The following is a 13687-nucleotide window of genomic DNA, read 5'->3' as shown; positions in this document are numbered from 1 at the left end:
GATCTGAGGAGTCAGCATGAAAATCGCCTTCTTCGCCGCCCGGCGTATTCACCAGCAATATTTCGATCGCCTCTGCCACAGCCTGCAGGAACAGGATACCGATGCCTGCGTTATCTGGCATAAATCCCTTTGGCTTGATCTGCGCTGGCTTACCCAGATTCCCGCTTCCCACGCAGGTCTTGCTCAGGTCGTGGATGACCATCTGCGTGAGAAGAAGAACAGCCGTAAAGGACGCAGCCGCAGCGCCGGCTACTGGCGTAACTTCCGCCGGGTAAAGCTGGCCGAAGCACATCTGCTGTTTGCCATTTACCGCCAGGCACTGAAAAACAGTAAAGCCAGCCATATGGTGTTATGGAACGGTCTGAAATTCCGCCAGGGGGTTGTGATCGCCGCGGCAGAATCGCTTGGCATTAAAGTACTGGTCATGGAAAACGGTCTGCTGCCGGGCATGACCACCCTCGACCGTCAGGGCGTTAACTTCCTCAATTCGGTACCGCGCGATCCGGCGTTTTTTATTGCCCAGTCCGGCAACAGCAACCTGCCACATGAACCTGTTCCCGAGCGTCCGGATGACCTGCCTCAGCATTACATCTTTGTTCCCTTCCAGGTGAATACCGACAGTCAGGTTGTGCTGTTCTCCCCCTGGCTGAAAGACATGTTCGCGCTGACCGATGCCTTGCTTACTGCCGAAAACAAACTGGGTGAAAAAATGCCCTGTGTAGTGCTGAAAACCCATCCGGCCTGCGATCAGGATTACAGCGAACTGGCACAGCAATTAACTGCACAATCGCGCAAAATTCAGCTGCGCACCAGTGGCGATACCCGCGCGCTGATTGCCCATGCCGATGCCGTTGCCACGATTAATTCCACCGTGGGCGTCGAAGCCATTATTGCCAACATCAATACCCTGGTACTGGGTCAGGCATTTTATAATCTGCCCGGCCTGACACTCAGCGCACAAAGTCAGGACGAACTGGAACTGCAACTGCTGCAGCTGGAGCACTTCAGTCCTAACCCAACCATCCGCCAGGGCTTTCTGAGCTACCTGAAGAACCACTATCAGGTTCCGGGACGCTGGCAGGAAGCCGACGACGCGCATCTTCAGGCCGCCTGTGCGCACCTGTTGCGCGAGGTAAAAGCCCTTGGCTAAACACCTGTTTCTGGCCTCCACGCCCTTTAATGTATTGACCGCAGCCATGGTTGCCTTTGAGCTGCCTCAAGGCGATGTGGCCGAACTCGGCCTGATTGATCAGACCAGCACTACCGCCACCTTCCGTGAAGCATTACTCCGCTGGCAGAGCAGTCCGTTCGCGAATATCCGCCTGCTATCAGAAAAGGCTTCCGGTAAAGGCAAGCGCCGCCAGCGGCTGCAGGGCTTCCGGCGCATCCGTCAGTGCCTGCAGGAACTGCAGCCCGAGTGGATCTATACCGGCAACGACCGCCGCATTGAATTTCAGTTTTCTATGGCCCACAGCAACGCCCGTGGCGTGTATCTGGATGATGGCACTTACAGCTATCTGGGACGCAAGACGCACTGGCTGAAAGACCAGGTGCTCGATAATATGGCCAAGAAAGTGGCCTACGGACGCTGGTGGAAACAGCCTCCGGCCATCGGCGCCTCGGCCTGGATTGATCACTCGATACTGGCATTCCCGGATTCTGCCCTGCCGATTCTTAAGAACAAAACCTGCAAGCCTCTGCCAAATAATCTGCAACGCCCGGAGTTCGCACAACTGGCGCGGATCTGCCTCGGCGAACAGCCTCTGACTCTGGGCACGCTCGATGGCTTGCTGTTATTGCCGCACAGCTCGGTGATGTCAGATCAGCAGCAAGCACTTGGGCAATGGCTCGACCATTGTGGAGCGGAGATCGCTTACAAACACCATCCGCGTACCAGCAGCGAACTGCAAAGTGCGGAGATGGCCACCAGCCACTGGCAATTGCCCGCGCGGGCATGGGCGGTGCCTGCCGCCATTCCGATGGAAATGCTGTTACCTCTGCTGCCACAACACTGTAAAATCAGCGGCGACGTTTCCACCGCGCTGCTGACCGCCAAATGGCTCAGGCCCGAGCTGGATGTCAGCGCAGCGGGGCGGGAAGATACCGATGCCAGCTGGCAGCAACTGCTGACCACGCTGGGTATCCGGCTGATAACCTCCCCAACCTGAGTGACCGCGTTGCCAGCGCAGCGCCATTAACGGCTAACACGAAGACCATTATGTTGCATAAAACACTGCAGTACTGGACACACCGCCTGACCCGCAAAGGCCCGATCCGTTTGGCGATGACGCTGCTGGTGCGTAACGAAATCGATATTATTGAAGACAATATCCGTTTCCATGCGGCGCAGGGTGTCGATTGTTTTGCGGTAATGGATAACGGTTCGACCGATGGTACCCGCGAGCGGTTGGAAACACTGAAAAGCGAGTTTGACCTGCACGTTATCGACCAGCCGGCACAGAATTACCAGCAGGCTTTATGGATGACACAGCTGGCAGAGTACGCACGCACAGCGCTAAAAGCCGATCTGGTGATTTCCAACGATGCCGATGAGTTCTGGCTGGCCGCCGAAGGCACCACTTTAAAAGATCATCTGCGTGCCGATGATTCTGTGGTAACGCTCAAGCGCCGTAATATGGTGCTGACCGAAGAATGCCGGCAACCCGGTTACCATTACAGTCAGGCGCAGTACGCGGTAAAAAATCCGATTTTGTACAGCTCTGACACCCAGATCAACGACACGGCGGTTTCTATGTTGCTGGTGAAAATCAGCCCTAAAACCATCGTGAATCCGCACGGCCTGATTAAACTCAAGGGCGGCAATCACCGCGCCAAGCATGGCTGGCGCTGGGTGAATGCGCGCGAAGAAAGCGGCATTACGGTATACCACTACCCGATCCGCAATTATGCTCAGTTCGAAGCCAATATTATCAATCGCCAGCGTCTGTTGCGTGATACCAATGCGCGTATGGGCGACCATTACCGGCGCTGGGTAAAACTGTATGAGCAGGGCTTACTGGAACAGGAGTTCGGTAAATTTATTCTGTCGGCCAGTGATATTGAGACCACCAGCCGTATCGGTCTGACAGAAAAATGTCCTGCCATTGTTAACGCATTTGAACGCAGCCTGAACCGTCCTGCCTGAGGGTGGGACGCTTTGTCCTATATAAAATACTGATGTAACTCCCACGCTTGCGGCGAACCGCGTTAAAATAGCGTTTTATCCGGATTCGTCCATGGAGTGGAAACGATTATGACGCAGGGAGTGTCTGTGACCAACATCAGAGAAACCATGCTTAACCTGAAAATGCCCCGGGCACCATTGTTCTGGATTGCCCTGCTGCTGCTGCTGCCTCTTGCCCTTGAACTGACTTATTCAGACTTTGTCCGCGAAGGTGAATATAACTCGCGCATTGGCTGGTCGTTTATTCTGGCAACCCTGGCCTACCTGCTGCAGAAACGCCGTTTCATTGCCCTGATCCTTCTGCCCTTCGCCATTGGCGGAAGTCTGGATATTGGTTACGCAGTATCATTCGGCGGGGTCTTTACTACTGCTACTCTGGAGGCTGTTGCTTACACCGACAGCAGCGAAGTTTCTGAATTTGTTGCTGCCTATTCCTCCATGACCCTGACCTCCTGGCTGCTGCTGCACTGGAGTATTTTTTTCCTGGGCCTGCGCTTTATGCGCCCGGCGGAAGGGACTGGCAGCAGAACCCGGCGTATAACCATGGTGCTTGGTTGTATTCTGATTGCCGTTGTTGCTTATCGCACGACCGTAATGGGACGCTTTCACGATACGATTCCCGGCGTACTCGGCACTGTGCCTTCTTACCTGAGAGGCAGTGTATCCCTGCAGGAAGAATTCGAGCGGCGCCAGACCATGCTGCGTGAAAACGACATCAAAGCTGCGCTGAAAGACACCCAGCCACAGACCCATATCTTTATTGTTGGTGAATCCGCAAGCCGCAACCATATGGGTATTTATGGTTACCACCGCAATACAACGCCATTCTTAAGCAGCATTAAAGATGAACTGGTGGTGTTCGATAACGTCATCAGCAGTCATGCCCAGACTCAGGCTTCACTGCGCGCAGCCCTCACTGCAGCAAGTGCCGATCAGGGTGACCAGTACCGCGATGCCCTGAGTGTTATCGATATTGCCAATCTTGCCGGTTATGAAACCTGGTGGATTTCCAACCAGCAGCCGCTGCGCGCAACCATTGCTTCTATCGCCCATCAGGCCGATCACCCTTATTACATCAGCAACGACTTTAATGGCGTGGAAGTGAACCGCTATGACATCTTTATGCTGAACCGGATAACTGAAGCTCTGGCGAACCCGGCGCCATACAAAGCCATTTTTATTCATATGATGGGCAGCCATGCCCAGTATAAAAACCGTTATCCGGATGACTTTATGGTCTTTAAAGATGCCGAGGTCAACGCCTACACAGAAAACCCCAGCCAGAGTGTCATTGACGTGATTAACGAGTACGACAATTCCATTCTGTTTTCTGATTTCTTCCTGCAGCAGTTATTCTCGCTGGTTAAAGAAAAACAGAATAGCGCGCTGGCAACCATTACCTACTTCTCTGATCACGGTGAAGAGGTTTATCGGCAGGCCAATCTGAAAGGACACAGCCCGGATAACCTGACTGCGAATATGTTCGAAATTCCTTTTGTGTTCTGGTCGTCAGATTCGCTGCGAACAGCCAGCTACAGAGCGCATCAACACAGTCCTTTTATGCTGGACAGTTTCTATCATTATGCTTCTGAAGTGATGGCTATAGACTCCGCCAGCACCAATCCGGAAGCCGCACTGATTTCAGACCAGTATCAGCCGCCCGCTGTACGAATGGTCTATAAAACGCGCTATGATACGCAGCTCAGAAACAGCCAATAATCTGACCGAAATCACTGACTGCGGGGCACTATGACTACAGAGAATAAAACTTACCGGATTGGTGCCCTGCTTGGTTCGCTGAATGGCGCAGGGGCTGAAAAAACCATTCTGACTCTCTGTACCCGTTTTGCTGAACTGGGGCATAAAGTTGATCTTGTTACTCTGACAGCACATGCGGACTACCCGCTGCCCGACAACCTGAATCAGATTGTCCTCAGCACATCAGATAAAAAGAAAGCCAGGCCCGAACTTAAGCGCGTTACCCTGGAAGGTAATTATGATTTCTTCGTAACTTCTAAGCCTGAGTTTTATGATGCTATTCAGGCAAAAAAGAAAGTCTGCTCGGTACACATAACCCCGACCGCCTGGATCACCGATCCGAAATGGAAGTTTCTGAAACGCGCATCAAAAATCCTGCGCCTGCGCCGGCGCTTCCGCAACAAGCAACTGATTGCCCTTTCGCAGGGCATCAAAGACGATCTGGTGAATAATCTGGGTTGCAAGGCGGAAAACATTACCGTTATTCCAAATCCTTACCAGATCGAAGAAATCCGCTCACTCGCAAGTCAGGATGGTCCGTTACCGGATGGCGATTATATCGTCTATGTTGCATCACTGAACAAACGAAAACGCCAGCAGGATCTTATCCGTGCATTCCAGATGATGAAAAGACAGGATCTGAAACTGGTATTAGTTGGCAAAGGCAATGACGAACAGAGGTTACGTTCTTTCTGCGAGCAAAATGGCCTGCAGGATCAGGTACTGTTCTGGGGCTGGGATGCCAATCCATACCGCCTGATTCGTAACGCCAGCCTGTCTATGCTCACTTCCGAGGCTGAAGGGCTGCCGCGTGTGCTGGTAGAATCGTTGATTATTGGCACCCCGGTTGTTTCCACCGACTGTCCTTCCGGACCTAAAGAGGTTCTGACCGGCGATCTGCAACCCTATCTGGTGCCAGTGGGTGATGTCGCCGGACTGTGTCAGGCGATGTCCCGGGCATTGAACCAGTATCCCGAACTGTCCAGTCTGGATGTCAGCCGTTATGCGGTAGAGTCCGTTGCCAATCAATATTTAAAGCTGGTTTTCAGCAGCAGTACTGCCTGAACCATATACTGACGGAACCACTGCTGTTAGCTTATGCCAATATAAAGCCAGCATATAAACCGCGATCTGATATCGCAGGCATCAAGAATGGCCCAATAAAAAGTACAAAAGTGACGATCAGACTGCCATTTTTTTGTTCAGTACACTAACAGAGTCGGATACATACTTTCTCTATGCTGAAATGAAAATACCCTGACTCCGTACGTATAGTTCGGGTAAGAGTCCGAATATCTGCCGATAAATATTTGCCGCTCGACAGCCCTGACAGGTAGACTGCAGCGCTAACTGTACATGGACCCCGTATGGCTAACTCAGTCTACTTCGCATCAACAACTCTCCACCTCTATACCGCCGCAGCCATCGCTGCCGGGCGTCCCGATGAGAGCGCCCACCTGATATTTATTGATCAGCCTGAGAATAAGCCATATTCCTTGTACGATCTTGTCCGGAACTGGCCGGAATCTCCCTTTGCCTCAGTCAGCCTGTTCTATGGCCGCTTCCCCGGTCTCATGAACAAACTCAGGAAGCGCCGCCTGTTGTTTGCCGCTCTGCAGAACAAGCTGGCTGAGCTGCGCCCCCGGCATATATTCACCGGCAACGACCGCCGTATTGAGTTTCAGTTCTCCATGCACGCAGCGACGGTACTTGGCTGCCAGCCTGTTGGTCATTATATGGACGAGGGTGTATTCACCTACGTTGGCAGAAAGGCCTCGGCCTCATTCAGCGATATGGTGATTGATAATGGCATGAAGAAGATCAGCTATGGCCTGTGGTGGAAAAACCCTCCTACCGTCGGAGGTTCAGGCTGGATAAATTGCGTCCATCCCGCATTTCCTGAGCTGATACATCCCCTGCTGCGCAGCAAACAGATTGTTCCTCTTGAGGCGTCATCTTTCAGCAGTCAGGCCATGCTGAAGCTGTCTGAGATGATTATGCAGGAAAATGGTGTTCAGCCCGTCACGCTGGAAGGGGTAGATACATTTGTAACCCTGCCCCATGAGTCACTGTTTGAGCGGGACCCTACATATAAAGAGCGCATCCTGTCGATAGTCAGACAGCATAGTGCGCAGGGTAAGCGGGTTGCCGTGAAATATCATCCCCGCAACAAGCATCCGGATCCGCTCAGCCTTAATGCTGAAGGCGTTGATTTGCTCCCATCGAAGGTCAGTTTTGAAGCCTTACTGCCATACCTCTCGGATAACTGCGAGGTATGGGGGGATTTGTCTTCAACCATGATTATGGCACGCTGGCTCCGCCCCTCTCTGAAAGTAACAGCATTTACCTCCGGCAATGCAGATTTCAGCAAATTACTCAGTAAGATTGGTATCATCAGCGTTAAGCCCGGTACCTGAGCATAACCAGATTGACCCCGCACTCAGATAAAATTTAACCTGCGGCAGCCCCTTACCCTGTAAAGTTTCCGCAGTGATAGCAGGATTCAGATGACACACGCCATTACGCACATCAACACTCAGGCCAGAAAACTCTGGCGTGATATTTACTCTCAGCCGCTCTCTTATGCTGTCACTTTGTTGATTGCTGTATTCTTTATCGCACAGCCGATCAAGAAGTCCGTTGCTACTGACGTCAGCATCATGTTGTGGTTGCTGGGTTCAGTGCTGTTAATATCCGGCAAAGTGAAATTGTCTGCATTGCAGTCTTACCGTAAAACGATTATTGCCGGCTTTGCATTTTTCTTCGTGGCATTAATTTCATTACTGCTGTCGGACTATCCGGCGGATCTGCAGAAGCTGGAACCCGAATTCCGTTTAGTCCTGTTACCTCTTCTTATTGTCGGCGTTTACTATTCTGGCTTCAGCACCCGGCAACTGGTATTCGCCCTGCTTTTGGGCAGCATCAGCTATGCCTGGATAACATATGGCCAATCAGGCAGATTTGAATTCATGCGCCGTGCTTTTGGTGATGAAAATCCCGTCGGCTTCGGTAATGGCGCTTTCCTTCTGAGCGCAGTGTCAGCCTATTTTTGCTTGTCGTTCTGGAAAACAAGCAAGTCGATTTCTGCTGTGGCTTTGCTGGCCTCAACTCTCTATTTATATGCAGCGATAGCTTCCGGAACCCGCGGAAGTTTTCTGGCAATTCCACTGATTGCTGTTTTCTTCATCTTTCATGTCAGAAGTCTGAAAGTTGTTATAGCGAGCCTGACACTCAGCGCCATTTTGGCGGCCGCTATCTATCAGTCACCATTGCAGCATGGGATTGATCGCGCAATAAAAAACGTTACAAGCTATGTTAAAGGTGAAAGCAACAACCTGAACTCTTCAGTTGCCAGATTAATGCTCTGGGAGACTGCGATCTGCATGGCCAAAGAGAAACCGGTATTTGGTGTTGGAACACATCAATTCCGTCCCGCCAGTCAGGATCAAAGCCTTAACTGCAAATCCAATCTGCGTCCTTTTGTTCAGGCTCACAGCCTGTATTTTAATACCCTGGCTACCATGGGATTGACTGGCCTTGCCTGTTTGCTGCTGTTTGGCTTTTTCCTTTGCCGGGAAAGTCTGAATGTCCGGCCAGACTCTCCGCATAAATACGCAGTAGTGATAGCTACACTGACAATCGCCGGCTACTCCTTAACCGTCGATGCGTTCTTTATACGCTTTATTGCGGAAAAACACCTGACATTGCTTGGACTGATGCTCGCTATTATCTTGCATCAGCAGCAGAGGTCAGCGTCACAACAGTAATCCCGGACTCCCGCATAGCGCTCAGAAGGCTCTCCCGCTGGTGTTCATTCTGCGTGGGAGAATCTTCGGCGCCAACAGCATAACAGCGGATAGATGGATCAATAAGACGGGCAGTAAAAAGAGCGGTGCTGTTGCAGGAAATAACATAACGGCAGCCAAGCACAGCAATCATTTCTTCAATACAAAGGTATGAGCCGGAAACCGGTTCCATATCATCTGTTCTGAATTCTGCTGTTAAGGCACGTGGATGAGGAGCATAAAAAACACGCTCAGGCTTCAGCACACCAAGCAGGCTCTTTATCTCTGTAGTAACCGTGGCAACAAAGCGATGGTTAGCCTGCTGATAGGCAAGAAAATTCTGGCCGATAATAATTGCATTATCAGATTTCCCGGTCTCTGAGAATTGTACAGGGAACTGTATGTAACGCTCTTTATCCGCACAATAACCGGTATCCAGACCATTAAACGAATAAATAATATCAATCCACTCAGAATCTGCCCCAAGTTCGTCGCCGTCATACTGCAAAACGCTGTAGCCCGGCGCCAGAAGTCTCAGTTTCAGACTCCACTTCTTTAGCCCCTTACGGCAGGCAGCAGTGATATTGCTGCTGAAAATATTTAATGCACCATCCGGCAGAAGTGCAACCTTACCCAGCTTCTTTTTCCTGAACTGACCGACCAGAATATTGTTATAAATATCGTCTATCCGGGGAATGTATAAAACGCAGGAATCACTACCAACTGAAAGAGATTCAGCAACATTCAACACTGTGCGGGTATTTTCCTTAATAAAACGGATCTTACCCAGCAGGCCGCCGTGGTGATTACGGTCCAGCAATGTCAGATTTTCTCTTCCCCGTTCAGCCGCCGCATTCAGCAGCTTATCTGATGTCACGAAGTAGTGGGCACCATCACGGTCCACCGATAAATACTGATCTTCTATCGCCATAGCTGCCAAAAGTTGCAGTTCGGTTTCAACGATAAAAAGATGCCCTGTCATATCCTGACCATGTTCGGCATTCGTCCGTGAATCAGAGTTCATAATCTGTGAATATTTTTCCAGGTTTTCAGCACGCCATCATTAAATGACACCGCTTTGCGCGGTAAGCTGAGGAGATTCTGATCCGGCAATGCCAGGCCCTTCACCGTAGTGGTGCCGACGTGATATCCGGCTTTGGCTGCCTGCTGCCCAACCTCTTCGCTGAAACTGCCATAGGGGTAACAGATATGATCAACCGTATCACCAAGAAGCTCTTCAAGATCCTTTTTGCTCTGTTGTAATTCCTGCAGGCAGGCATCGCCACTCAGCTGCGCCAGTCTTGGATGGGTGACACTGTGGCTGCCGATTTCAATACCATTGGCATGCACCTCACGAATCTGTTCGCGACTCATTAATGGCTGCGGCTGATGACCATCTTCTTTCAGCCATTCTGAGCGTCCGGACAGCTCACCGGATACGATATAAACCATGGCAGGAAGCTGGTATTTTTTCAGTACCGGGTAGGCATACTGGTAAAAATTCTCGTAGCCGTCATCAAAGGTAATGGCGACACAACGCTCAGGGTATTCCCCTTCACCATTCAGAAAACGTGCCGCTTCACTCATCGGAATAACATGCTGGCCAGTCAGTTTCAGCATCAGCATCTGTCGGGTAAAACGTTTATAGTGGCAATAATTTGCCTTCAGCGTTTTTATGTTTCTGAAATCCCCCACCTGGTGATACATCAGGATGGCCAGCCTTCTTTTTCCTGTCATCTCTACAGCCCTCCCAGATAATAAAACAGACCATAAAGCGCAAAGTTCACCAACAGCAGAATCAGATTGCGGACTTTTTTCTGGCGCTTGCGGCTGACCGCTTTGTTGTCTTCATTGCGGCGACTGGCCTGAAAATGCTCGATATAGGATTTCACATTATCTTTGTCGAAAATTTTGACGTATTCGACCGGCAGGTTAAAGAATGTTGCGGAATGGGGCTCGTCGTAAGCCAGCTGAAAGCTATCCTGGTCACAGTAATGATCATTCAGCGCCTGCTTGGCAATCCACTTATCAAGAAAATCCAGCGTAGCCGGTGTATTGCGCAGAAAAATGGTTCCGGTGCGGATGCTGTGTGACGCGCGTTTACCGCCCTGCTCATTAAAGTGAATACCAATATCACCTTCAAAATCATCAAAGCCGGTAATTTCCCGCCGCACAAATGCATCGGCATCAATGTACAGAACATCACGCTCAGGGTTATCCAGTAAACACTGGCGCAGCACCTGTGGCTTAAGACCTGTGGTTGCTTCCCAGCAACTTTGTGGCTCAACCGGAGTGAACTGATAGTCCATCGAAAAACGTTTCAGAGATATTTCCAGACGTTCAATGTCGTCACGATAGCTCTCGGTGTAAAAACCACATACAAGCAGTTTACTCACAATGTTTACCTGCTAATTTCCTGACAGTATCCCTGACGCTGGTCGCATTTAACTCCGCATAACAGGGCGGTGATTCCTCATTCAAAGGACATGTTTTTTTCAGACAGGGAGAGCATGAATACGAAGAAGCCAGATTAATTACCCGCTTACCATGGGCAGCGGTTAAAGCCACGCTGGTGCTGCCAAATACAGAAACGGTAGGCACGCCACAGGCAGCGGCAATGTGCATTAAACCGGTATCAACGCCGACTGCTGCTGCACAACGACTGATAATTCCGGATAATTGCCACAGCGACAGTTTTGGCAGTACAACGCCCCACTGAGCTGCGGCGGTCAGGCGCTCTGCCCGCTGTCTTTCCTGCTCACTTCCCCAGGGGAGCAACACCATCTGCTGTTCCTGTTTTGCCAGGTTCAGAAGATCCATCCAGTTCGCTTCAGGCCAGTGTTTGGACGCCCAGGTTGTGCCGTGGAAACAGATCCAGGCACCGGTATATTCAGGAAAGGCATTATCCAGTGTGTGACTCTGAATACCAAAGTCGGGTTCCCCCTGATACTGGTATCCCAGCGCCTGAGCGAACAATTTACGCACCCGCTCCACGGCATTCATATCGCGCGGTACGTTATAGCCCTCGCGGTAAAATAAGCGTGTTTCAGAGTCTGTAGCTGAATTTTTGTCGAGTCCAACGACCGGACTGCCGCTGAGCCAGCCTACCCGTGCCGATTTAATCCGGCCCTGAGCATCAATCACCAGATCATACTTTTCGCGCCGCAGCGCTTTATAAAAAGCAAACTGTTCGCGCAGAGTCTGTATCGACCAGCGATTTTTTTTCCAGCGTAAGCGCGGATGTCCGATAACCTGTCTGACAGACGGATGCAAACGGGCAACATCCATAAAAGGCTGTTCACACAGCCAGTCAAAACAGATATCGGGATCGGCCTGCAGTGCGTCACTCACCGCCGGCAAGGTGTGCAAGATGTCGCCTAAAGCAGACATCTTAATGATAAGAATTCGTTTCATAGAACCGCGCGTTCGTAAGCTGCCGTTACGAATATAAAGAAATGGCGTAGGTCAGATATGACGCAACAAAGACTGCTCAACCAGCTCAAGATTAGGAATCATCGCAGCATCTTGGCCAATACTGACAGCCATCTGATCGAAGTCACCCATATGCATGGCTTCTACTTCCTGAATTTCGCTTTCGCGGATATGTACGAGACTCGGAATACCCTGCACCAGTACCGCATAAAACGGCATCTGCGGATGCGCACCAACACCATTTACAATAGCAAAACGGGCATTGGGATTTGGCGCAGGAGCCGACTGACGGTTGAGCATTTCATAGCACAGTACGGGGACCGGTGTGCCGCGCCAGTCGATTCGGCCGAGAATCCAGTCAACACTGGAGGCGGTGGTCAGCAAATGAGAAAAAGGCACAATTTCTGCCACTGATACGTTCGGCAACAGCAGGTTTTTATCTTTCAGTGGAATCAGCAGACAATCGACCTGATCCGGTGTATTGGTTTTAGTGATGGATTGGCTCATGAATATTTATCCAGCTGTGTTTAACGCAATTCACCAGCTGTAATGCCAGCTGATATGGGTCACCGATATAATTGACGCGACTGGTTTCAATCGCACTTTCCGGCATCGAAGCATTGGCACAGCTCTGCGGTGCCTGTGCCCAGACCGGCACTTTGCTGTCTTTCAGGCTCATCACGGCTTCTGAACCATCATTACCCATGCCACTGAACAGAATATACCCGGCCCGCTGGCCGAAGTATTCGTTCACATTCAGAATCACCTGATCAATAGACGGGCCATAAGGTCCGGGCCAGGAACGTTCCAGACTGCGCGGCAGGCCATCACCGTCAAAACGGAATTCATCACTGATCGGTGCCACCAGTACTTCTCCGCAGTTCAGTACTTCGCCGGCAACAAAGTTCTTAAGCTGATACTGGGCATGACGACCGATGGTTTTGCACAGGGTTTCTTCAAAACGCGGATCTATATGCTGGGCATAAATAAATGCCACAGGCAGCCCACCGGGCAAGGCATCGAGAAAATCTTTGACCGCCCCCGGACCGCCCAGAGAGGCACCCAGCACCCAGACCTGAACAGCGGCTTTACCGCTGAAATCCTGATTGGCAAATACACCAGGCAAAGGTATCCGGGGAGTTGTTGTTGGTGTATTCAGACGGTCCAGTACGGAGACATCTTCGGCCACCACCGGAGTGACTTTAATGATCTCCCGCATCTTGCCGTACAGACGTTTTTCCCACTTGGGATACGTAGCGCAGGTTTTTTGCGGCGCTTTTTCCAGCCCCAGCAAAACCGGCACATCGCCATCCAGCAGCTGTTCGAGCCACTGCATATTTTCTTCATCGTCTTCCTGACGCAGATCCACCAGCCAGGCATCCAGCTGCATTTCAGTATGATCCAGCAGCACGAAACGCTGCGGATCAGTATTGATCACCACATCAAACCCGAAATGAATCAAAGCGGATTTGAGCAGGTGTTGCTGCAGCCGGTCGTCGGCCAGGATGCCTACCCTGGGCAAGGCCAT

Annotated in this window: 13 protein-coding genes; 7 read left to right on the top strand and 6 right to left on the bottom strand. The window is 51.0% G+C overall.

All coding sequences use genetic code 11. From position 1 onward, the window contains the following. The first annotated feature begins 16 nt into the window (after positions 1-16). The 7 genes from HUF19_RS01175 (at position 17) to HUF19_RS01145 (ending at position 8709) form a co-directional block, all read left to right on the top strand. Positions 17-1150, top strand: a complete 1134-nt coding sequence (locus tag HUF19_RS01175; RefSeq protein WP_260998127.1) for a capsular polysaccharide export protein, LipB/KpsS family — start codon at positions 17-19, stop codon at positions 1148-1150. Beyond that, positions 1143-2168 carry a hypothetical protein gene (locus tag HUF19_RS01170; protein ID WP_260998126.1) on the top strand — a complete coding sequence of 342 codons (1026 nt, stop codon included), beginning with the start codon at positions 1143-1145 and terminating at the stop codon, positions 2166-2168. The genes HUF19_RS01175 and HUF19_RS01170 overlap by 8 nt, the downstream gene beginning before the upstream one ends. A gap of 50 nt (positions 2169-2218) precedes the next feature. Beyond that, the gene (locus HUF19_RS01165; RefSeq protein ID WP_260998125.1) at positions 2219-3145 is read left to right on the top strand and encodes a glycosyltransferase family 2 protein; all 927 of its coding nucleotides are present in this window, start codon (positions 2219-2221) and stop codon (positions 3143-3145) included. Between the two features lie 126 nt (positions 3146-3271). After that, positions 3272-4903, top strand: a complete 1632-nt coding sequence (locus HUF19_RS01160) for a phosphoethanolamine transferase (RefSeq protein WP_260998124.1) — start codon at positions 3272-3274, stop codon at positions 4901-4903. A gap of 30 nt (positions 4904-4933) precedes the next feature. Then, complete coding sequence (locus HUF19_RS01155; protein WP_260998123.1) at positions 4934-6007, top strand: glycosyltransferase; 1074 nt, start codon at positions 4934-4936, stop codon at positions 6005-6007. A 302-nt stretch (positions 6008-6309) separates the two neighbouring features. Beyond that, the gene (locus tag HUF19_RS01150; protein ID WP_260998122.1) at positions 6310-7359 is read left to right on the top strand and encodes a polysialyltransferase family glycosyltransferase; all 1050 of its coding nucleotides are present in this window, start codon (positions 6310-6312) and stop codon (positions 7357-7359) included. Between the two features lie 90 nt (positions 7360-7449). Next, positions 7450-8709 carry an O-antigen ligase family protein gene (locus tag HUF19_RS01145; RefSeq protein WP_260998121.1) on the top strand — a complete coding sequence of 420 codons (1260 nt, stop codon included), beginning with the start codon at positions 7450-7452 and terminating at the stop codon, positions 8707-8709. On the opposite strand, the gene HUF19_RS01140 is transcribed toward HUF19_RS01145, so the two are convergent. The 6 genes from HUF19_RS01140 to HUF19_RS01115 form a co-directional block, all read right to left on the bottom strand. Beyond that, positions 8669-9709: an alpha-2,8-polysialyltransferase family protein gene (locus tag HUF19_RS01140; protein WP_260998120.1), complete on the bottom strand. Its 1041-nt coding sequence runs from the start codon at positions 9707-9709 to the stop codon at positions 8669-8671. The two genes, HUF19_RS01145 and HUF19_RS01140, sit on opposite strands and share 41 nt — an antisense overlap. Before the next feature lie 38 nt (positions 9710-9747). Then, positions 9748-10347: a polysaccharide deacetylase family protein gene (locus HUF19_RS01135; protein WP_260998119.1), complete on the bottom strand. Its 600-nt coding sequence runs from the start codon at positions 10345-10347 to the stop codon at positions 9748-9750. A 119-nt stretch (positions 10348-10466) separates the two neighbouring features. Next, positions 10467-11123 (bottom strand): glycosyltransferase family 77 protein, encoded by a 657-nt coding sequence (locus tag HUF19_RS01130; RefSeq protein ID WP_260998118.1) that lies wholly within the window; start codon positions 11121-11123, stop codon positions 10467-10469. Continuing rightward, on the bottom strand, positions 11116-12141 hold the full coding sequence (gene waaC, locus HUF19_RS01125; RefSeq protein ID WP_260998117.1) for a lipopolysaccharide heptosyltransferase I: 1026 nt from the start codon (positions 12139-12141) through the stop codon (positions 11116-11118). The genes HUF19_RS01130 and waaC overlap by 8 nt, the downstream gene beginning before the upstream one ends. A 51-nt stretch (positions 12142-12192) precedes the next feature. Continuing rightward, the gene (locus HUF19_RS01120; RefSeq protein WP_260998116.1) at positions 12193-12666 is read right to left on the bottom strand and encodes a chemotaxis protein CheW; all 474 of its coding nucleotides are present in this window, start codon (positions 12664-12666) and stop codon (positions 12193-12195) included. After that, the gene (locus HUF19_RS01115; RefSeq protein WP_260998115.1) at positions 12647-13687 is read right to left on the bottom strand and encodes a chemotaxis protein CheB; all 1041 of its coding nucleotides are present in this window, start codon (positions 13685-13687) and stop codon (positions 12647-12649) included. The genes HUF19_RS01120 and HUF19_RS01115 overlap by 20 nt, the downstream gene beginning before the upstream one ends.

Source organism: Thalassolituus hydrocarboniclasticus (assembly GCF_025345565.1).
In the GTDB taxonomy this organism is placed as follows: domain Bacteria; phylum Pseudomonadota; class Gammaproteobacteria; order Pseudomonadales; family Oceanobacteraceae; genus Venatoribacter; species Venatoribacter hydrocarboniclasticus.
This window is presented reverse-complemented; position numbering and strand designations above follow the sequence as displayed.

Bases quoted from the DNA above. Each gene is read 5' to 3' on its own strand.
- HUF19_RS01175 (WP_260998127.1), top strand. From the start codon at position 17: ATGAAAATCGCCTTCTTCGCCGCCCGGCGTATTCACCAGCAATATTTC.
- HUF19_RS01165 (WP_260998125.1), top strand. From the start codon at position 2,219: ATGTTGCATAAAACACTGCAGTACTGGACACACCGCCTGACCCGCAAA.
- HUF19_RS01155 (WP_260998123.1), top strand. From the start codon at position 4,934: ATGACTACAGAGAATAAAACTTACCGGATTGGTGCCCTGCTTGGTTCG.
- HUF19_RS01150 (WP_260998122.1), top strand. From the start codon at position 6,310: ATGGCTAACTCAGTCTACTTCGCATCAACAACTCTCCACCTCTATACC.
- HUF19_RS01145 (WP_260998121.1), top strand. From the start codon at position 7,450: ATGACACACGCCATTACGCACATCAACACTCAGGCCAGAAAACTCTGG.
- HUF19_RS01140 (WP_260998120.1), bottom strand. From the start codon at position 9,709: ATGACAGGGCATCTTTTTATCGTTGAAACCGAACTGCAACTTTTGGCA.
- HUF19_RS01135 (WP_260998119.1), bottom strand. From the start codon at position 10,347: ATGCTGAAACTGACTGGCCAGCATGTTATTCCGATGAGTGAAGCGGCA.
- waaC (WP_260998117.1), bottom strand. From the start codon at position 12,141: ATGAAACGAATTCTTATCATTAAGATGTCTGCTTTAGGCGACATCTTG.
- HUF19_RS01120 (WP_260998116.1), bottom strand. From the start codon at position 12,666: ATGAGCCAATCCATCACTAAAACCAATACACCGGATCAGGTCGATTGT.
- HUF19_RS01115 (WP_260998115.1), bottom strand. From the start codon at position 13,687: ATGGCCTTGCCCAGGGTAGGCATCCTGGCCGACGACCGGCTGCAGCAA.